The sequence below is a fragment of the Pseudomonas antarctica genome (assembly GCF_900624995.1).
Taxonomy (GTDB): domain Bacteria; phylum Pseudomonadota; class Gammaproteobacteria; order Pseudomonadales; family Pseudomonadaceae; genus Aquipseudomonas; species Aquipseudomonas antarctica.
The window spans coordinates 17,768-38,745 of record NZ_UYXQ01000028.1; the positions used below are offsets into that span (position 1 = coordinate 17,768).

The 20,978-nt window shown below is 60.2% G+C and carries 9 protein-coding genes; all 9 read right to left on the reverse strand.

The window, feature by feature from the left end; genetic code table 11:
• Positions 1 to 914: 914 nt before the first annotated feature.
• The gene (locus E0F99_RS16215) at positions 915 to 1,583 is read right to left on the reverse strand and encodes a hypothetical protein (protein ID WP_083355856.1); all 669 of its coding nucleotides are present in this window, start codon (positions 1,581 to 1,583) and stop codon (positions 915 to 917) included.
• Positions 1,583 to 9,865, reverse strand: coding sequence for a two-partner secretion domain-containing protein (locus E0F99_RS16220; RefSeq protein ID WP_232000117.1), 8,283 nt, complete (start codon positions 9,863 to 9,865; stop codon positions 1,583 to 1,585). Before E0F99_RS16220 ends, E0F99_RS16215 begins: the two co-directional genes overlap by 1 nt.
• Positions 9,866 to 9,896: 31 nt before the next feature.
• Positions 9,897 to 11,618 carry a ShlB/FhaC/HecB family hemolysin secretion/activation protein gene (locus tag E0F99_RS16225; RefSeq protein WP_083355857.1) on the reverse strand — a complete coding sequence of 574 codons (1,722 nt, stop codon included), beginning with the start codon at positions 11,616 to 11,618 and terminating at the stop codon, positions 9,897 to 9,899.
• Between the two features lie 409 nt (positions 11,619 to 12,027).
• Positions 12,028 to 12,510 carry a poly-beta-1,6-N-acetyl-D-glucosamine biosynthesis protein PgaD gene (gene pgaD / locus E0F99_RS16230; protein WP_083355858.1) on the reverse strand — a complete coding sequence of 161 codons (483 nt, stop codon included), beginning with the start codon at positions 12,508 to 12,510 and terminating at the stop codon, positions 12,028 to 12,030.
• Between the two features lie 2 nt (positions 12,511 to 12,512).
• A complete protein-coding gene (gene pgaC / locus E0F99_RS16235) occupies positions 12,513 to 13,853 on the reverse strand; it encodes a poly-beta-1,6-N-acetyl-D-glucosamine synthase (protein WP_083355859.1) in 1,341 nt (446 codons plus the stop codon).
• A gap of 2 nt (positions 13,854 to 13,855) precedes the next feature.
• A complete protein-coding gene (gene pgaB / locus E0F99_RS16240; RefSeq protein ID WP_083355860.1) occupies positions 13,856 to 15,853 on the reverse strand; it encodes a poly-beta-1,6-N-acetyl-D-glucosamine N-deacetylase PgaB in 1,998 nt (665 codons plus the stop codon).
• 12 nt (positions 15,854 to 15,865) lie between these two features.
• Complete coding sequence (pgaA, locus tag E0F99_RS16245; protein ID WP_083355861.1) at positions 15,866 to 18,346, reverse strand: poly-beta-1,6 N-acetyl-D-glucosamine export porin PgaA; 2,481 nt, start codon at positions 18,344 to 18,346, stop codon at positions 15,866 to 15,868.
• Between the two features lie 298 nt (positions 18,347 to 18,644).
• A complete protein-coding gene (locus tag E0F99_RS16250) occupies positions 18,645 to 20,141 on the reverse strand; it encodes a YdgA family protein (RefSeq protein WP_083355862.1) in 1,497 nt (498 codons plus the stop codon).
• Positions 20,142 to 20,289: 148 nt separating this feature from the next.
• On the reverse strand, positions 20,290 to 20,922 hold the full coding sequence (locus tag E0F99_RS16255) for an NADH:ubiquinone oxidoreductase subunit N (RefSeq protein ID WP_083355863.1): 633 nt from the start codon (positions 20,920 to 20,922) through the stop codon (positions 20,290 to 20,292).
• Positions 20,923 to 20,978 lie beyond the last annotated feature (56 nt).

Consider the following 20,978-nt stretch of genomic DNA (forward strand, 5'->3'; position numbering starts at 1 on the left):
ACTTACCAAGTATTTTTTCCGCTGGCCCTTGAACCCTGTGAATATCACCTTGGTGCTCCACACCTCTCATGGCGGGCAGGGGCATAGGAGTCGGGAAATAGGGATCAGGCCACCATTTTCTCTATTCGTTTTACTCACACTTTTTTGGGCGTCCTGATACACCCAAAAAAGTGGTCTGCCCCCTATTTCTCCAATCTTATTACACCTCCATCTTTGCAAACCGTCGCTTACCCACTACTTCCCGCAAATACAATCAACGACTAACACTTCTTTATTCTTCATGATCATTTACGCAGATAAGAGGAAGCGGGTGTACTTCGAGTTATCGCATCACCGTCCGCCACGTCACCAGCCCGTCCAAGCCATGTTCAGACTTCAGGAATTTGAGTAGTATCGGCGGTCATGCGAGCGACCCAACCGCTGCGACCTCTCAAAGCAATCGGCTCCACTTGCGCCCCGCAGTGCTTACAGCGAGAGGCCGCCGCCTGGATGGATTGGTTGCAGGCTGGGCAAGGCCGCAGGTCCGGGTGCACCAGGGCATCAACACCGGTCTTCGCCAGCCGGGGCATTAATAACTCGGCAACCAGGGCAACACAGGGAAGAAAGAGCGAGATTGCAAACCACCGGGGCCCTGAGCGCCCGCGCGTACTTGCAACGTAAGCCGTGACGGCTGTGATGATGAGCCAGAAGGGGAGTGGGATGCCCATTGAACTTCCTTGTTTAATGGTTGAGGGCTTCGCCCTGTGAACGAGTCGCTAAGAGGAATATAAAGGTGGCAGATTCATTCAAGTCGCAAAGGACTTAAGTACTCAAATAAATCCGCCGCTTCTCGCTCATAGTTCAGGTGTTAAACAACTCTTTCCTCAGCGACGCCTGCCTCTCAGCCTGAGCCCCTGCGGCGTTAGTGAAAAACGTTACTCACCCAGTAGCGCCTTTAATCGTTCACCCGCGCTCATTATTTCGTTGGAGGACAGCGGAGTATAACTAACGACAATCAATACGCCCCCCGCGAGCTCGGAAACTTCTTCAACGTGCCCCTTTAAGCAGTCAACGACCTGTTGCGGACTTTTTCCAAAGGCGCGAAGGCACAATTCTCCATCAAAAAAATTAGCCGCATTTATACGAAAAACACCGTCTCTACCATTAATATCTTTCTGGGTAGCATCGCAGGCAGCCACAACTTCGGGCCAATCGCCTCTCGTAATAGACCAATCATGCAGCGCCGCCCTGTAGGCGCCAAAAGCCTCTACATACCTAGGGAAAACTCTTTTCAATAAATCTGAGTAATCAACTTTATTGCTTGAGAACTCAACAAAGAGCGTGTCATCAAATTGAGCGTCATCTTCTAAATATTTCTCACTCCGGAGCGCATATGAAACTCGCCCCTTCACGCCCGACGGGAGCACCTTGTCTAACGAGACAGAGACAATAAGCTCGCTCCCACTATCTGGAGCTTTAGGAGTACCGGCCAAATCCCATGGCGAACCTAAGCTAGACAACTTTTCCAGAAAGCGACTGTGCCTACCTTCAATAGGCTCTGAAAATAGGGGTCTATGACGAAACTCAAGTTTGTACTTAGTCATTAGGGTGCCACCCTCACAGTAATGTTTCTGATATTTTGCTCAATCAAAATATTAGTTGCTCTATCAGCCGCTTTTTGATTTGGAAATTCAAAAACCGCTTTTATGCCAGGATTTTGCTTCAACGCACTCGACACTCTCTGAACGCTTTGAATTTGTTTATCAAACGATGTAAGTGCTGTTTTTCGGTCAATTAAAGTGATGCCGCCAATGTCTTCTACACCGTCAAACTTCACGAAATTGTTACCGTTGGGATTGGGGTTGTCAAACCGTATCGCAGGTACTGCCTTACGCTGCGATAGGACATCGGAAAATGCTCCCGTTGTACCCGCTTCGAATTTCACGAACGGCTTGCTGAAGTCACCTTGAGGCTCTTGTACAAAGATTAAACCTTTATTTTCGCCCTCAAGCTTGCGCGCATCCTTAATGGTCAAAACGTCGACCTTCGACAGGTCCAATCCACCCTTAACAGGCGCTGGGATCTCTTTCGGTACTACCTTGTTTGTCGCAGCAAGCTCTCCAGCTAGCTGACCACTAAAGTATTTACTCGCTCCACCAAACAGAGCCGCCTGAGCCGCGGATTTTGCCGCTCCCCATGCCAAGTCAGACGTTGCGCTCGACTCGCCAGGAAAGGTTTGCGGAAAGAAAGAAGCCATTACTCGGTCGGGCTCGCTGGACTTGAAATCCGCCGTAATCCGGCTTGCAGAATCCCACGCCCCCACCATCGAGATAGTGCCAAGCGCGCCCAGCCCGATTGGCAAGGCACACGTCACAACACCAACACACGCGGGTGACGACAGCAACATGCCCGTGTAAGCGGTGGCCCCTCCCGCAAGACCCAACGCAGTGTCTTTGCTTGCGCCAATGACCTGCACCGCCTTGCCATGAGCATTGAGCGTATCGTCGCTCCAATCTTGCCAACTACGCCCGCCGAACTGGCCGGTCGATTCAAGCAAGGCGATCTCCGCAGCATAAGTCGCGCCGCGATCCTGAAGTGCCTTGAAGTCCTTATAGGATTCATGGTCGGTCGGGATCGACTCGGCGCAACCCACCAAAGCACAGGCCGCGGCATTCAAACGATCAGCTCTTTCCGGATGGAAGCGTCGCTGCTCATCCAGCGCATCGGCTTGAGACTTGTGAAGTTGATGGTTGTACTGCGTAGCGTTTTTTGCCACCCAGCCGCCCTTCTCCAGCTTGCTCGCGTCCGCATCTTTTTGTGTGGCCGCTGCCAGCACGCCGACCAGTTGAGAACTCATGGACAACAATGTCTTGTCGCCCTTCACTATGTCGTTCAGTTGTACAACAAGTGCCTCATTGGCCCCGGCTGCCAATGCGCCTGTACGGAAGTCTCCACCTGTGGCTTCGGCCAACAGGCCACCGACCATTGCATGGATCGCAATCTTCGGAATTGAACCGTTATCGATGTTCCATTTTTTCGTGTAGTCGCCGACGGCATTGAAGCTTGCCGCTGCCAAGGTATTGAACAGCGCAGTTTTCAGTGCCTCACTTCCGCTACCGCCCTGCCCCAACGCTTTACTCAATAGCGTTGAAGTCCCGCCTTGCAATGTCTGGTTCGCGGCAAACTGCCCTACACCTGTCCATGTGTTGAGCTGTGGCCCCGTAATTTGCTTGGTCGCCTGATCAGTATGAGTTCCGGTCCAGCCATCAAAATAAGCTGCGGTCAATCCAGCGGTGACACCGGAAATCGCATACCCCTTCAAAGCATCCGAAGAGGTGACATCCTTGAATACCGCCCCCAAGTTGCCGCGATTATTAACCACGCTGACCGTCGCATTGGTCGCAGCACCCGCCGCTACGGCCCCCGCTCCCGCCGCGACGGCTACGCCAGCTCCGGCACCCGCGGCAGCAGTCATTGCCAACGGCCCGACAAATGCGGCCATCAGGATCGCAATGACGATCTGCGAACCTGCACCTAAGCCGGAATTGCTGTATTTGAAGCTATCGTGGATCTCTTTGACTTGGCGCCAATCCACGTCACCGCGCTTTTCAGCATCCTTGAGCCAAGCCATATTCGGATCGGCTTTGACCATGGTATCAATGGTCTGACTTACCGTTTGCTGGTCCACCTGCCGGACATCGATCTTCAACCCATCGACCGCTTTGATAACGACCTGCCCTTGAGCGATCATTTCACTCTGGCGAAGTGTTTCGTCGGTGTTGCCTTTACCCTTGGCGCTGAACCAGGCCAGGTCGCCCTTGCTCTTGGTATGGCTTTCATCATGAAGGTCTTTGACGCCTTCGAAGGCGATGGCCCCGCCACTGTTGAGGATGATGTCCTTACCACTATTAAGTTTTGCGACCTGGTAACGCTGGTCACCTTCACTGATCAAGGTGAGGTTGCCGCCAGTCTTGATCTCAGTCCCAACGTTTGTGGTACGGGTTACTTCGTCGCGCTGTTCTTTTTTCGCGCCCCACCCACCGTTCTCCTTCATGTCATACAACGTATGCGTGCTGTTCTGCGCCGCCAGCAGGTTCAACTTATCGCCGCTGTACAGATACGCTTCATTGCCCGCACTGATCTTGCTCGCCACCAGCGTCGTATCGCGCCCGGCCTGGCTGGTAAAGTTCGCGCCCGCCGTCAGTACGCTGGCTACTTGCGTGGTCTGCTCATCCGCTGTCTTGATGCGTTTTTTGCCGTCTTTTTCTTTGCCTTCGACGTTGTGCATGTCGCTGACGGAGGCGACGTTGAGGTCGCGTCCGGCCTGGATGTTCAGGTCTTTGCCGGCGGTGGCGTTGCTGCCGATGATGTTGACGTCTTGCCCGGCCTGCATGTCGAGGTTGCCGCCTGCCGTGACGGTGGCGGCGAGGTTTTTGACGTCGGTGGTGATGGTGGATTTTTCGCCGCCGTCGATGGTTTTGTGGATCACGCTGGTGTCGCTGGCGGCGACCAGGTTGAGGTCGCGGCCGGCGGTGAGGTTGGCGTCGTTGCCGGCGACCAGTGCGCCGTGGTTGTTGAGGTCGCGCCCGGCGTCAATGGCCAGGTTGCCACGCGCGGTGATGGTGCTCGCGCTGGCATCGGTGAGGGTGCGCATGCCCACGCCTTCACGCACTTGGATCGCGGTGTTGTCGTTGGTGATGTCGCCTTTGATGCTGGCAAGGCTGACTTGGCTGCCACGAATTTCGCCGCCCATGGCGTTGCGGATGCTGTCTTGGGCCAGCAGGCTCAGGTTGTTGCCGGCTTCCATCAGGCCGCCGTTGTAGATGCTGCCGCTGCTGACGGCGGAGAGGTTGTTGCTGGCACGCAGGGTGCCGACGTTGACCAGGTCGCCACCGGTGACCAGGTTGAGGTCACGGCCCTGGATCAGGCTGTTGCCGCGCACGTTGCGCGATTCGGCCTGGGCCAGGTAGAGCACCGGCACGAGCACGGTCTGGCCATCGACCACGCGGTTTTCCATCCACACGATGTCGTGGGTCAGGGCGCCGACTTGCTGGCCGGTGAGTGTCACGCCGACGCTCAGGCGCAGCGCGTCTTTGCTGGCTAAGGCGTTGTCCATCAGGTAGCGGAACTGGTCGGCGTCGCTGAGCAGGCCGCCCGCCAGGAAGCGCTGGCCGGTTTGTGCGAGTACCGCGTCGCGAATCAGGCGGGTCTCGTATTGGCCATCGCCGAGGCGGCGCCAGGCGTTGTCGGCGGTGTAGCCGAGTTTGCCGAGCATGTAGTCGGAGCTAAAGAAGCCCGATGCGGTGGTGAACTCGGGGTTGGTTTCGATCAGGTAGTGGCTGGTGGGGTCGGCGCTTTTGACGAACAGGCCATAGTCGCCCTTGGGCAGTTGGAAATACGGCGAGGTGGTGGGGTCGACCGGGGCGAACGGCGTGCCGGTGTAGTCCACGGGTACGAAGCCGCCGCCCGGCGCGAGGGTCACCACGGGCAGCACGGAGCCTGGCGCTTGGGCGCTGGCATCGTTGACGTGCTTGCTGAGGTTGATATTGATGCCACCGACGGGGATGCCGGTCTGGTCGTTGCCGAGGGTGCCAGTCAGTTGCTCAAGAGTGTTTTCGCGCAGCGTGCCGTTTTGCGCCTTGCGCGTGACTTTGGACAGGTCAACGGCTCCGCCGGCCTGCAGGGTCGCGTCGTAGGCGAGGCCGCCGTTGGGGGTCCAGGTGGTGACGTCGCTCGCTTGCTTGAACGGTGCACTGTTGGGTGACAGGGCTTTGAGGGCTTCGAATTTCGCTTGGTCAAAATGGCCGGCCGCCGTCGCATTGTTGAACTCAGGGACGTAGGTGCCCTCCATACCCTCCCACAGATGCTTGTCCACATGCCCCGGCGTGCCGATGACGATTTTGCGCTGCCCGGTGCGTGTACCGGAGCCTTCGTTGAGAAAATCCAGGGCGGCGATGCTCAGGTTGCCGTTAGCGGCCATCAGGCTGTTGCGGTTCTGCACGTTGTCACCTTGCAGAACCATGTCTTGGCCGGCTACCAGCCGCGCCGACGCCGAATCCTTAATCGCCGCTTCAAGGTAGGTCTCGTTGATGGTGATGGTGCCGCGCCGCCAGCTGTCTTTCTCGCCGCAGTGCTGTCCACAGACCCAGCTCAAGCTGCCGGTCTGGAGCGTCTGCCCCAATTCGAAGACGTCTTTGGCGTTTTCGATAAAGCCGGCATTGATACCGATGTAGCCTTCGCTTTCAACCGTGCCGGAGCGGTTGCTGAACAGCACCGCACGCCCGCCATCCGCGCCCGCAAACGTGAGGTTGCCTTTGCTGTAGACGTCGCCGTAGCTGTTGGCGAAACCATTGGCGCGCAGCGTCAGGTCGCCACCGCTGAACAGCAGCGAATCGGCGCCGTTGGTGATGCCGTTGACGGCAGTGAGGTTCACCGCGCCTTGGGCGCCCATCGTGCCACGGTTGCCGATTTGTGCCGCCGCGATGTCCAGCTGCTGACGCGCAGTAAGGAAACCGAGGTTGTCGAGGGTGCCGCTCAGTTTGAGCTGGGTGTTGTTGCCCGCCAAGCGCCCGCCATTCTGGCTGAGGTTGTTAGCCGTCACGCTGAGGTTTTGCTGGGTCGCAATGCGGCCGCTGTTGTTCAGGTCGCCGCTGAGCGTGATGCTCACGTTGCCGTCGCTGAGCAGTTCGCCGCCGTTGTTCAGGCTGGCCACGTCGAGGGTCAAGCCCTTGCTGCTGGCCATGCGGTCGCCGGCCTTAAGGTTCAGGCCTTGGGCGCTTCGGTAAGTGAGGGCCTCGTTGAGTTGCACGCGGCCCAGGCCATCGACGTTGCCGAAGGCCCAGTCAGCCGTGCCCAGGCCATTGATGTTGCCCTGGCTGCCGGTGAGGCTGGTGGTGTTGATGCGGAACAGGCCGGTGCCCGCGTGTTGCAACTGGCCGCCTTGGTTGTTCAGTTGCGTGGCGTCGAGGCTGAACGCCGCGCTGCCGAATTCGAGGGTGCCGTTCTGGTTGTTGAGGGTGGCGCTGAGGTTAAGGCTACTAGTGGCGCCGCCCAGCGCGCGCAGTTGCCCGCCTGCGCTGTTGTCGAGGTTGCCGCCGTTGAGGGTCAGGCCCTGGTTGGCTTCGATCAGGCCGCCTCGGTTGGTGAGCGTGTCGCGTGAGATGAGGTTGATCTGGTTGCCGCTGATCTGGCCGCCCGCGCTGTTGTCGAGGGTGGCGCCGCTGATCGTCACCTGTTCTTTACCGAACAATTTGCCGCCACGGTTGGCCAGGGCTTCGACGGTCAGTTGCAGGTTGCCAAGCAGGCTGGCAATCAAGCCGCCGCTGCTGTTATCGACCGTGTTGGCAGTGACGGTCAGGGTGTCGCCTTGCACGGTGCCGCCGAGGTTATCCAGGCTGGCGGTGTCGAGCTGAGTGTGGGCGCCGCCGCTGAGGATCAAGCCTTTGCGGTTGCTCACGTCCTGGCCGCTGTAGCTCAGGCCTTGGTTGCCGGCAAGCAGTTGGCCGGCGTCGTTGTTCAGGTGCTGCGCGGCGATGTCGAGGCGCTTGCCGCGCAAGGTCCCACCGCTGTTGTTCAGCGTAGTGAGGGCCTTGACCAGCACGCTGCGCTCGCCCGCGTCGATCACGCCGCCAGCATTGGTCAGCAGGTTGCTGACGTTGAGGGTTACGTCGCCGCCGTTGCTGACCAGCGAGCCTTTGCTGCTGTTGTTGAGGTGCTGCGCGGTGACGTCAACCGACGTGCCGATCAGGATGCCGGCGCTGTTGTCCAGGCGCTCGCCTTGCAGCTGCAACAGGCCTTCGCTTTGAATGCGGCCTTGGGCGTTGAGCAATTGGCCCGGGCCTTTGAGCAGCAGGCTCACACCCGGCGCGCCACCGGCCAGCAGGCCCGCGTTGCGGTTGTCCAGGCCCGAGGCGCGCACGTCGAGATGGTCACCCACCACGCGCCCAGCGCGGTTGTCGATGTCGCCGCCGCTTACGTCGAGCAGCAGTTGCTTGCCGACGATCACGCCGCTTTGGTTATCCAGGTTCGCCGCATGCAGCTCGACATCGCCCTGCCCCGCCTGCAAGCGGCCCTGGACGTTGTTGAGCTGTTGCGCGGTGGCGAGGGTCAACTTGCCGGTGTTGGCGCTCAGCACGCCGTTGGCGTTGCTGCTGAGGCTGCCGGCGTTGAGGTTCAGATCGGTGCTGGCCTGGGCGAAACCCTGGCTGTTGTTGAAGGCATTGGCGACGGTGAGGTTCAGCGCGCCGTTGTCAGCCTGGATCAGGCCCTTGAGGCTGTTGTCGAGGTCGCCGGCATTCACGGTGAGGGCACTGGCCACCAGCACGCCGTTCTGGTTGTTCAGGCTGCCCGCGTTGACGGTCAGGTTGTTGGCGATGACTTGCCCGCCGCTGTTATTGAGCGCGGCACTGGTCAGCACCAGGCTGCCGCCAGCCATTTCGATGCGGCCTTGGCGGTTGTCCAGGGCGGCGCTGTCGAGGGTCGCGGCCTGGCCTTCACCGAAGCGAATCAGCCCGCCAAGGTTGGCGATGGCCGGCGCGCTGAGCGCCAGGTTTTGCTCGCCGTACAGGCGTGCCGTGGTGCCTTGGTTGGTCAGGTTGGCGGTGCTGACGCTGACGGTTTTGGCCTGGATGATTGCGCCCTGGTTGGTCAGCGCTTGCGCGGCAGTGATCGCCAAGGCGCGGCTGGCCAGCAAGTTGCCGCTGGTGTTGAGGGTTTGCGCGTTCACCACCAGGTCGCCGGTGGCGTTGCGGCTGTTGTCCGCCGCTACGCCAGCTTCGATGATGCCGGGGTTGGTGACGGTGGCCGCGTTGAGTTCGATGCGTTGGCCGGCGGCCACGCTTTGTTGGTTGACCAAGGCTTGGGCGCTGGTGACCTGCACGTTGCCGGTGGCGTAGACCTTGTCGGTGAGGTTGACGTTTTGCGCGGTGACGTTGACGTTACCGGTGGCCGACGTCTGCGCCATGCTCAAGTGGCCGTTGGCATCCAGCTGGATATCGCCGCCGCTGGCGGCCAGCGTGCCGTCGAGTTTCACGCCCACACCGGCTTCGGTGCCGACCAGTTTGATCGCACCGGCGTACATGCCGCCCAGCGCCGAGGAATCGATGGCCAATTTTGGTTTGGCGCTGCCGTCGTCAGCGCGCGTGGTGGTTTTCAGGCTTTGCGCATCGACGTCGTTACGCCCGGCGATCACGGTCAATTCACGCGCGTTGATCTGCGCATTGATCTTGGCCGAGCGGGTGATGATTTCGAAGCGGTCGACGTTACTGGCGTTGAGGCCCTGGCCGTCGATGGTCACGGCGCCGCCGTCGACCTGATAACGCTGCAACTGGCCGCTCGCGTCGAGCACCGGTTTGCCGGTGGTCAGGGTCACGTTGGGGGTGTTGATAAAACCGCAACCGCTGCACGTGATGCCGTAAGGGTTGGCGACGATGACCTTGGCCGACTGCCCCGCCACTTCGGTGTAACCGCGCAACTGGCTTGGGCTGCCGCCGTTGACTTCGTTGAGGATAACGCTGGCCGCGCCGCCCTTGAGGTTGGGGTTGCCGATGATATAGCCGCCCAGCTGGGTGTTGGTCACCGCGCCCGTGGCGTTGTTGAGGATCACGCCGTTGGGGCCGACGTTGTAGTCCTTGAATTGGTTATGCGACAAGCCACTGCCATTGGGCGTAGCGATGTTCACCACGGGCACGCCATTGCCGGCTTGGCCGACCGTGGTACCCGGCGCGCTGACCACGATGCCTTCGGCCTGGGCCAGCAGCGGCTGCCAGAACAGCGCGTTAGCCAGGATCAGCACCAAGCCGCGCTTGGGCAAGCCGAAGAACGAATCTCGCGGCTTCAGCGCAGCAGAAGGTTGGCGGGCCAGGAAGGCAAAGTGGCGAACATCCATTGTCATAGTCTCGATGTAACGGGGCGTTGAATTACAGGAAGAAATCCATGCGGAAGTAGATCGGCGCTTCGCGCTCGCTCATCACTGCCGGGCGTTCCAAAGAGTGCGCAAAGGTCACGCTGGTGCTGACGTATTTGCCACGGGCGAACAGCTCCAACGAGTTGCTGGAGACCCGGCCGTGCAGTTCGCCGTTGTAGCGGCCATTGCTGATCACGCCTTGGTCGTAGCCGACGCTGGCGCCGTACTCGGCAAAGGCTGGGCGCATCCAATCCCAGGTCACCGGGCGGGCCCAGCGCACGTCGTTGCGCCAGTAACCGCCGCTGTCGCCGTTGAGTTGCTGGTCTTTGAAACCGCGCACCGAGGCCGAGCCACCCAGGCTCATGCGCTGGGGGCTGAACAAGATGTCTTCGCTGTGTTGGCCGGTGGCCAGGCTGGAAAAGCTGAACGACTCGCCCCACAACGTGAACGGCTGCAGGTAGCTGACGGTGGCCGTGTATTTGCGATAGCGCGCACTGGGCTGGCGATTGCCGTACGCGTCGCGCTCGTCGTTGGCTTGAGCATCGAAGGCACCGATGCCGTTTTGCATGCCCAAGTCGAGGTTGACGAACGCATTGCCGATACGCCGTCCATGGTTGATGCCCAGTTGCAGTTCGCTGAGGCGGTTGCTGCTGGTCTCGAGGTGAGCCTCGTTGATGTAGTTGTTGGTGCGCAGGTGCGCCAGGCCAACGTTGAGCGAGGTCTTGCTCACGTCGTCACGATGGATCACCCGCTCGGCGCGAAACTGGTGGTTCTGGTTGTCGCCCGACTGTTTGAACTTGAAGGTGTCGGTGTAACCCAGGGCGCGGTAATCGCTCTCGCTGTAGGTGTAACTGAAGTTCCACCAGCCCCACGGCACGTTGTAGTAGAGCATGGTGTTTTTCGAGGTTTTCTGGTGGTCGCTGACGGCATCGTGGCCGCCGCGCAGTACCAGTTGGTCAGCCAGGCCGAGCGGGCTGTCCCACTCAAGGCCTGCGCCCCACTGCTGTTCGCCGGTGCTTTTCTGGCCGTCGTTGTTACGCGACAGGCTGGCGCGCCAGGGCTTTTGCGCGGTGTTCTTGACCACCACGTCGCTGCCGCCGATCTGGCGGCCGGGGGTCAGTTCCATTTGCGCCTGCTTGGAGGGCAAGCGATTCAGTTGGTCCACCAGTTGCTCGACTTCGCGCAGGTTCAGCGCCTCGCCGACCTTGCCGGGAAAGGCCATGGCCAGTTCGCGGTCGGTCACCGTGCTGCCTTCGGCGCTTTTCAAGGCTTCGAGTTTGCCTTCGACCACCAGCACTTGCAGATGGCCGCTGGAGAGGTCTTGTTGCGGCAGGTAGGCGCGGCTGGTGACGCGGCCTTTGGTGATGTAGTAGTCGGTGATGACCTTAAGCAACTCATTGAGCTGCGAGACGCCCAGGCACTCGCCGATGTAGGGCTTGAGCAGGCGCTCGCGGTCTGCGGCGGCCAGGCTGTCGGCACCCTTGAGTTCGATGTCTTTGATCGGGAAGCAGCGCGTGTCCGCCGGCAAGGCCGGGGCCTGGGGCTTGGCTTCTTTGCCGGGCAGGTCCTGCAGTTCTTGCAGGCGCCGCTGCTGCTCTTCGAGCAAGCGGTTTTGCCGGTCACGGATCAGGTCTTGATCCCCAGGTGTGGGGGCGGCCATGGCAGTGTTCAGGCTCAAGTAAGCGAGCAGAAAAGTGCACAGCAAGTACCGAGTCCGTGGCAATAACGAAGACATGTTCGATCCATCGAAAATCAAGGGGCGGCATACTAACATCGAACTTGCGCTTATCCAAGAAACTGGATTAGTTGCACATTCGTACTAGTTAAACCTGCAACCCATTGATAGATAACAATAAATAATCATCAAAAAAGAGTTACAGCCTGTTGCTGGAAGTTTTATTCCGACAAGCGGCAACTGTTTTGATAGCGGTCCGAACAAGCGCTGACAATAGGCCATTAGTTAGCCATCAAGTGCTTGCCGAGTTAGGTTAGTACCGGGAAATACAGAAAAGTTCGCGGTGGTTTTGTGAATTGGATCCCATTTATCGGATTAGTCTGGCGCAGTGCTTCTTGTGGAGACAGAGCTTGTTTTAGCCAGCGGGCTTCCTGTGGCGAGCGGGCTTGCCACAAGGCGCCCAGTGCTTCTAGCCTGCGTCTTTGTCCTTTTGCGCACCCGGCACTAAGATCAGCCCTGGCCGCTCCACATCGCGGGACACGTGCGACTTCACGTCTTCCACCCCGCCCTCCTCGTCGTTATGGATCACCAGTACACCCGGCTTGCGAAACTGCTCCAGGTGGCCGTCGCCCAACTTGAAACTTTCGCTCAGGTTTTTGTCAGTGAGCGCATTGGCCTCGGCGCGACGCTGGGCGAACTTGCGGCCGCGACGTTGTTGATAACGCGCCCAGCTGATCAAGATCACCGCATTGAACAGAGCGATCCACAGGTAGATCTGCAAGGTATTGAGCGCCGCAAAAATCGGCGCTTCAATGCGCGGGCCGCTGTGGGTTTCCAGCATTGCGCTAATCCCACGCGCCAACAGCCAAATCAGCCCGGCCCAGGCCAGCAGGGTCAACAGCACATCGATGACCCACATCACTGAGTTCTGGCGAGTTCTGACCAGTTTCATGGTCACGCCTCCTCTTCACTAGGTTTAATACCGCGGTCCGGGCTGACCCAGCGCGCACGTTTCTGGTGCTGGTTGAAGAGCACCTTGGGAAAGCTGACCAAGGTGGTGAACAAGCTGACCAGCCAGAACACCATTGGGTACCACACGGTCCAGAACAGGGTTTTCCACAGGTCTTTTTCGTAGCGCCGGTCGATCAGGATGCTCACCGCAAACTGCAGCAGGCACACCATCGCCAACACCAGCCCGGTAAACGCCGGTGGCATCAGCGAATCCACAGCAATCGCCTGTGGCAGCACCACGAATTTACCCACGCCCCAGAAGATCACCGACAGCAGGAAGGTGAAGGCCCAACCGGTGGACAGGCAGTATTCAAACAGCAGCGGCCACAGGTAGCGGTGGCGCCATTGCCAGATGCCACGGATGTTTTTGAACAGCACCTCGGCACCGCCCTGGGCCCAGCGCAGACGTTGTTTCCACAGGCCACCGACGGTTTCGGGCATGAGGATCCAGCACAAGGCGCGCGGCTCGTAGAAGATCGCCCAGTGATCGAGTTGCAGCTTCCAACTGACATCGATGTCCTCGGTGATCATGTCGGTGCTCCAGTAGTCGATGCGGTCCAGCGCCTTCTTGCGAAACGCCACCACCACACCCGACACCGTGAAGATCCGACCGAACACCCGCTGGGTCCGCTTGATCAAGCCGATGATCGAGGAGAACTCGCCCACCTGCACCCGGCCGATCAAGGTTGAACGCGTGCGGATGCGTGGGTTGCCGGTCACGGCGCCCAGGCGCGGGTTGTCCAGCATCGGCGCCACCATGTAGGCCGCCGCGTTTTTGTCGAGCAAAGCATCGCCGTCAATGCACACCAGGTATTCACTGCGCGCGGCCACGGCGCCCATGCGCAAGGCCACGGCTTTGCCCTGGTTCTGCGCCAGGTGCAGCACGCGCAGGCGTGGGTGCTGCAATGCCAGGGCATCGAGTACTGCGGCGGTGTTGTCTTTGGAGCCATCGTTGACGGCGATTACTTCGATGTTCGGGTACAGCTGGCCCAGCGCTGCGTGAATCGTTTCGGCGGCGTTATCGCCCTCGTTGTAGCAAGGGATGATGATCGAGATCAGCGGGTTGCCGGCCAGGGTTGGCGCGGGGGTGTCTTCTTTCCAGGGCCAGTGACGCTCCCAGTGCAACCAGAAGTACAGCCCGCCAGCGATCCACAGCGCCGACATGAACAGCGGGTAGAAAAACACGAAGTCCATCAGGAACTGCCCGGTGACCAAAAAGATCAGGCCAAGGGGCACACCCAACACCAGTGCCAACACGAATAAAGCCAAGAGTCTGTCGAACATGGTCAAGGGTTCCATTGGTTGGACAGGGCCGGACGGACTGTCTTCAAGTCCGGCGAGTTTTCCAGGAAGTTGTCCGGGTAGTAGCCAAAACTCTTGACTCCCTGGCGCTTGAGCACACCCATCCATTCGGCCATTTGCGCACCGCTGAGGTCTGGAGCGGCGGGGGTACGCCAGTCCTTGGCTTGCAACTCAAAGACGGTTTTGTCCAGTGCGCCAGGGCGCGCCTTGATCGTGGCGACCAGTTTTTCCAGCCAGGCGTTGGACGCTTTCAGTTCCTGCCCTTCCATCAGTGGCATCGCCATCGGCGCGGTCCAGTCGTAGGCCTGAAGGAAATCATCGAGGTTCTGTGCGAACCAGGCTTCGCTGGCCGGGTTGAGCATTGGCTCGGCGAAGATATTGCGCGCGGTCAATATCTGCGGGCCACCGATGGCGCGGACCTTGGCGGTCAGCTCATGGGTGAAGTCGATCAGGTAGCGGCTCTTGAAGCGTGTCCAGCGTTGCATCACCGCCGGGTCGGCGCGCAACGCAGCGATGCTGCCCGGCAAGCCGTTAGCGGCATAGGCCTTGAGCGCGGCAGGGCTGGCGTCTTCGAAGTCGGAGAGCACCGCATCGTCGTGGTACAGCACACCGTCGATGGCACTGTTGCGCGCCAGGTCTTCGTAGATCTCGCCAATGATCTTGCGTACTTGCGGATCAAACGGCGACAAGCGCTTGTATTGATCCGGGTCGAGGCCAACCTTGCCGGTTTCCGGGTCCCAGCGGGTCACACGTGGCAGCTTGGGGTCGAGGGCGAAGCTGAGCACGGGCATCCACGCATACACACTGGCATGGGCACGGGTGTGCAGTTGCCAGGAAACGCGGTTGAACAGGTCAGCGCGCACCGGCAAGTGGCGGTTGGGGAAGTACAGCGAATGCACCAGGCCGTCACCCTTGGGGTCGGCGAACGCTTGCAGGAACACGGTGCCTGCACCCATGTCCACCACCCGTTGCACCAGCTGGTCGAGGTTGCGCGCTTGTTGGGCTGGGTCCGGGTCGTAGACGTTGTCCAGGTCCACGTGCAGCACGCGCAGCGGAGCCTGGGCTTGCACCGCCACCATGCTGTTAGCGAAGTGCTCGCCGTCCGGGTCGGAAGCTACCAGGAAGCGTGGGCTGCTCATCAGGTTGCCGAGGCTGTCGAGACCGTCTTCCAGGGTCAGGGCCATCTGATAGCCCTGCTCACCGACGATCGCCAGCGACGTGCCCTTGGCCGCGCCGTATGGCCACACCCATACACGTGGTGCTTTGCCGGTCACGGTGCGGATCTTGTTGGAGATCGCCGCAACATCAGCCCGCATGCGCGCATCGAATGTCGCCTGGTCCTCGTAACGCCCGGTGGCCGGGTCAAAGCGCAGGCTGGTCGCCGCCGGTTCCAGGTTGCCCTGGGGGTTGGCGAGGATCCCTTTGTGGTTGTTGTCGGTATGCGCGGCGATTTCCACCAGGCCGGACTGGGACACCTCGCGAATCTGTTGCCAGGTCAGGAATTCCCCACGTGGGCGCGGCGAGCCGGCGAAGTCCACCGGTTGATTGAGCGGCGTATCGATCCAATACCCCACCGGCGCCAGCAAGGCCGGCCAGTGATAGGCGCGCAGAATCGGCATGACGCGGGTGTAGAAGCTGGAGTAGCCGTCATCGAAGCTGAGCATGATGGCTTTGGGCGGCAACTCGGGGCCGCCACGACGCGCGGCCAGGATCTGGTCGACGCTGACCGCCTGGTAGCCATTCTCGCGCAGCCAGGCCAATTGTTCGATCAAACGCTCGGTACGCACCGCCACCACCGCCTGATCAGGGTCGCGGTCTTCGACGTCGTGGTAGGCAATGCCCAGGAAATGGTTTTGCGGCCACGGCGCTTCATTGGCCAGGGTCGGCCGCTCGGCGGGTGGGGTAAAGGGCGCGGGTTGCTGGGCGCAGGCAGTGGCCAGCAATACACCCAGGACCAACAAGCAACGGCTGAGGACGGTCATGGTCAGGCTCTTTTAGAAACGGTAAGTGAGGTCGACGAGCAAGCGCAGATCGCGTTCGCGATCACCGTCATAAGGTCGGCTGATCAGGCTCAGGTTCGCGCCGGCTTCCAGCACGTCGTTCCAGCGAACGCGTTGGCCATAGCCGATCAAGCCAACACCACCGGTGGAATAGTCCCGCTGGCTATACGTACCCGCGCCGACTTGGAACTGCTGACTCCACTGGGTCTCGTAGCGGTGATAGAGCACGTGGTTGACCGTCACGGTGGGCAACACGCTGAGGTCAGACTTGGGGTTGAAGTACACCGTGTCTTCCTTGGTGTTGCGGCTGGCGCCGACTTCCAGGCCCAGGTCCACTTGCACGCCCGGCGAGCTGTAGATGCCCTCACGGCCGGTGAGCAAGGCTTCGAGCCGGTTGTTGCCGTCGCTGAAGTGGGACGGGCTCAAGGACAGCTTCCACTCGCGGCTTTCATTCGCGCGCCAGCGGATAAAACCACTGCCACCGTTGGCCGTGACATCGGCGTTCAGTGCCCGTAACGGTGTGGTGGTCAGCAGGTAGCCGAGGCTGGCGCCATACTGCCAGTTGTCGTTGATGTCGCGAGCGATCGACACGCTCGCGCCTTGCTTGGAGCCATAGCCATAGGAGTGATTGGAGACTTCGGCCTGCAGAGTCATGTCGCGGGTGCGACGCTCCACGCCAACCCGTTGCCAGCGGTGCTGGCCGGTGCTTTCGGTGAAATCAGCAGTGGCATAACCGGCTCCAGCGAACAGGCGCCAGTCTTCGTCGATAGGCGGCGTGTAGAGCACGCTTTCGATGCCCCAATCACGGCTACCGGCGACCGCGCCGGTGTCGCCGTTATTGCCGCCGCCGTAGCTTTTACCGGTGTAGGCCTCGACGCGCAGTTCCGCCATGTCGTGCACATCACACAAGCGACGCAGGCGCTGCACTTGGCGGCTGTCCGGGTTGCGGGCCAGCACGTCATCGGTCAGCACGTCCATTTGCCGCCATTCCTGCAGGTCCATGGCGGTGTAGGCCTGGTTCACTTCCAGGCCGATATCACGCGGGGCCTGGGCTTCGGTTTCCTTGAGGGTGCCTTCGGCGCGGCGCGGCCAGTCACGGGCGCGGTACATATCGGCCTGGGCCAGGCGCAAGCCCACGTTACCTGGGGCTTTCGCCACCAACGCTTCCAGGCCGGCCTCGCTGCCAGGCAGGTCGCCACCGTAAGTGCCGGCCTGCGCCGACAGTTGTTGCGCGTCCATCCAGCTGTCGTTGGGGTTACCGATGGGCAGGCCCTTGAGCTCGACGCGCGGGTTTTGGGTGTTGGCCAGGTTGCTGGCGACTTCACGCGCTTCTTTGACCTTATCGCTTTCGAGCAGGGCGTAGAACAACGCAGTGCTGTCTTCGACGTGATCGCCCGGGTCCGCATCCGAGGCCGTCAGCGCCTGGCGATACAACGGCTCGGCTTTTTCCGGCTGGCGTTGATCGAGGTAAGCAGCGGCCACCCAGCGCACGGCGTAGGTGGGCAATTGCACGCCTTCGCCGTTAAGGATTTCGTACTCGCGGACCACATCCGCCGTACGCGCCCGCGCCTTGAGGGCACCGAGACGGTCGATGCGCCAGCGCACTACGTCTTCGTGGGCGCTGGGGTCGGGCGTCCAGCGTGTGAGCAGCTTGTCGTAATCGTTGAGGGCACGGTCGGCGATCACGTAACGTTCTTTCTCGGTGCGCGTGGCGAACTCGGCCATGCGCACGCGCTCGGCGGCGAGGTCGCCCTCCAGGCGGCGTTGGGTCACCGCGTCGAGTACGCCCGGATGCTTGGCCGACAGGCGCAACGCCGGTTCCGGCAGGCGGGCACGTTGCAGGGCGATGATGTATTCGCGGACCACGTCAGGTGTGTCGCCCGCGCGAATAAAGGCCTGGTCGAACTCGAACAGGGCGTCGTAGTTCAAGCCCGCGCGGGTCAGCGCATAACCCAGGGCCATGCGGCGGTTGGGGTCGTTCGGTTGCGCCGCCACCAATGCACGTGTGCGTTGCACCGCTTCATTGGTTTGGCCGCCGTCGGCCTGGGTCAGGGCCTGGCCGAGTTGCAGGTCGACGTTATTCGGCTCGCGCAGCAGCGCTTTTTGATACACCGCCAGGGCCTGCGGCCACTGCTTTTGATTGCGATAAGTACGGGCCACCGTGGCCAATGCCTGGGGGGTCAGGTTGCGATTTTTGCCCTGGGCCTCATACACCTTGAGCACTTCGGTGCCTTGCCCGGCCCACCCGGCAATGACAATGTGATCGCTGATCTGGCCTGGCGTCTGGCGCTCGGCAGGCAGTTGGCGTAATTGAGTGAGGGCTGGCGTGAAGTTGCCGTTGCGCGCCTGAATGATCAGGGCATCGTAGGCGGGATCAGCCATGGCAAAGCCGGGCATGAACAGTTGGCTGCACAAGGCGGCCCCGATGAACAGTCGCAACCGGCCTGAAGCACTGATGGGTAGGTTTCGCAACATATCGTGAGCTTCCTTACACACGGAAAGCTATAACGATAGGTGGTCCTGAGCGGTTCGCATCAGGGCGCCGGCGTCTAATGACCCGACCAAGCTTTCCTGTAGGAACTATCCCTTAGTGACGTAGGGAAATACCAAACTCAGAACAATTGTTCAGAATTGTGCGAGCAACAGAAAAGCCAATGGGGGAGCAGAGTTGCCTGAGCTAATCGGTCAGCGTCGGCCTATACGCCGACGGTTTGACCGCTGCCTCAAGCAACGCTGCTCCCCCATTATTTATTTCTTACCGATGTAAGAAATCTTACTGAGCGCCGCTGACCGCACCGACTTTGGCCATCACGAAACCCATGAATTGCTCGACGGTCATCTTCTGACCGTTGAAGGTCACTTCATTGTTGGCGTAATGCAGCTTGGAGACCACGTCAGTGCCCACCAGGGTTGCCAACTGAGTGCCGACCGCCATGCCGCTGACCATCTCGGCCGCCATCTGCGATTGCTGCTCGATGGCTTTAGGGTCAGTCACGCCGCCCACCTGCGCTTGCAGTGCCGCCACGTCGCCGATCATTGGCTTGGACAGGGTCAGGTTGGCATCCAGCAGCGCGATAACCTGTTTGCCCAGCTCAACCGGCGGCAGTTCCATCGAGGCAGGTTTGGTCAGGTCCATCACCAGGTTGAATTTGCTTTCGCCATGGGTGGTTTTCAGCGACAGGTTCTCCACCGCCACTTGCGGCTTGGCGGCCAGCATTTGATTGACGTTGGCCTCGGCCAGGGTTTGCTCGGCTTCGGTCAGTTGCAACTCAGGCACCGGCTGGCCAGCAGCGGCAGCGGCTTGCACCGGCTGCATCTTGTCCTGGTAAAGCTTGGTCAGCACCAGCATCGCCGGAATGTCGACGTTCTTCATGCTCAGGGCCATGGCGGCCGAGCCCACAGGCTTACCCTGGTAACCGATCTCGTCGATCTTGTAGTCGACGCGGCCAGCCAGGTTGTTGTCCTTGGTCTCGCTGGTGTCTTTCTGCTCGAAGCCCTTGAGGGTCAGCACGGCTTTTTGCGGACCGAAGGTGACTTTGGTGTCGGTCAGCTCAACGGTGTTTTGCCCGGTGTAGAAACCGAAGGTGGTTTTTTCCAGGTTGCTCGCCACAGTGAGGCCTGACAGTTCAGCTTCGAACGGCACGCCATTGGCATCGATCACTGCGACCTTGAGGCTGTTCATGTAGCCATCGGCCTTGACCTTCTGGCCTTCGGCGGTACCGTCGAAGTTCAGGTTGGCGCCGGAGAAACTTACCGAGGACTTGTCGTCCTTGATCTCCAGGGGCTGCAGTTCGACGTTACCGCTCACCGAACGGCTGTAGCCGATGTTGGCCACACCTTTAAGCGGCGATACATCTTTGCTGGCGGCGAACCATTTTTCAGTGGTCGCGTTCTTTTCCAGTGCATAGTGACTGGTGGCCATGACCGGCAGCCACTTGAGCGAAACCAGACGCGAGAACGGCAGCGGGCCGTGTTCGATGTGGTCGACAAACAGCAATTCAGGGTTCGGGTTGTCTTCACCGAACACGCTGCCTTGGCCTTTAAGTCGGTAGTGCGCGGTGCTGCTGAACAGGCCACGGTCCAGGGACACCAGCTCCAGGTTCACGCTACCGTCGACACCGGCCATGGAGGTCTGCAGTTCCTTGTTGGCGTTCTGGATCGCGGTCTGCAGCACCGGCTCCAACTGCTTACCGGTGTACCAGGCGCCGCCTGCACTGACGACGCCGACGGCGACAACGAAACCCAAAAGAACAACTGCTGGCTTATTCATGAAGTGACCTGATCAAATCCTGTGAGAAGTGGGCTGTCTTCCTTGAACCCCAAGAGGGGTTGGCTCGAACCCGCCGAAAACGGGGGAAGATTAGCACTGGCGGCCGAGAGCGGCCCAGCTTTTCAGAGAGGTCAGGTCAGCCGTTGGTTCACGAGTACTCCAATTCAATCTCGTCGAGTTGGTGATCAAAACTCTTCAAACGTGCGGTCCAGGTGTACACCAACACCTCAAACTCGCGGTGTATCACCGCGTTGCTCGGGGTGTCGGTCTTGGGGTCGCAGAAATCCAGCTGGTAGCGCTCGCGGGCCATGGTGTTAGCCACGTCGGACAATTCCCGAGCGTTATTCAGCCAATGCCTACCTTCGGCTACCTGCTGGTCGAGCAGCACACATTGCTTTTTCAGGGCTTCGAGGCTTTTTTCCAGGGGCGTACCGGTGAGTTCACCCATGACTTCCTGGAAGGTGCGCCCGGGCTGCCAGTAGCTGCCCCAAAAATAGCGGTCGAACACGGTTTCGACGCGGCGCAGGGCGACCTTGGTGTCCCAGATCGCCACCCGGGTCTTGCCTTGCTCAAGCAGCTTTTTCTTCACGCGTTGGCTTTGGTAAGACGCCCACGCCACCACGCCAATGGACAAGGTGCCAATCACCAGGCACGCGCTGTCGAGAAACACCATGGCCTTGTCAATTTGATGGGCGAGCATGACGCCGTAGAAATAGGCAGCCGATAACAACACCAGTGCGAAACACACGCACCAGAAAGCGGGAGCATAAGGGTTTTTCATTATTGGAATCCCCATGAGCAAACGCGAGCAGTGTCAGGCGGACCTCACTGTGGCCC

What these genes read in the sequence shown, in the direction of transcription:
- E0F99_RS16215 (WP_083355856.1), bottom strand. Translation starts at nt 1,583, where the DNA reads ATGACTAAGTACAAACTTGAGTTTCGTCATAGACCCCTATTTTCAGAG.
- pgaA (WP_083355861.1), bottom strand. Translation starts at nt 18,346, where the DNA reads ATGTTGCGAAACCTACCCATCAGTGCTTCAGGCCGGTTGCGACTGTTC.
- E0F99_RS16220 (WP_232000117.1), bottom strand. Translation starts at nt 9,865, where the DNA reads ATGGATGTTCGCCACTTTGCCTTCCTGGCCCGCCAACCTTCTGCTGCG.
- pgaB (WP_083355860.1), bottom strand. Translation starts at nt 15,853, where the DNA reads ATGACCGTCCTCAGCCGTTGCTTGTTGGTCCTGGGTGTATTGCTGGCC.
- pgaC (WP_083355859.1), bottom strand. Translation starts at nt 13,853, where the DNA reads ATGTTCGACAGACTCTTGGCTTTATTCGTGTTGGCACTGGTGTTGGGT.
- E0F99_RS16255 (WP_083355863.1), bottom strand. Translation starts at nt 20,922, where the DNA reads ATGAAAAACCCTTATGCTCCCGCTTTCTGGTGCGTGTGTTTCGCACTG.
- E0F99_RS16225 (WP_083355857.1), bottom strand. Translation starts at nt 11,618, where the DNA reads ATGTCTTCGTTATTGCCACGGACTCGGTACTTGCTGTGCACTTTTCTG.
- pgaD (WP_083355858.1), bottom strand. Translation starts at nt 12,510, where the DNA reads ATGAAACTGGTCAGAACTCGCCAGAACTCAGTGATGTGGGTCATCGAT.
- E0F99_RS16250 (WP_083355862.1), bottom strand. Translation starts at nt 20,141, where the DNA reads ATGAATAAGCCAGCAGTTGTTCTTTTGGGTTTCGTTGTCGCCGTCGGC.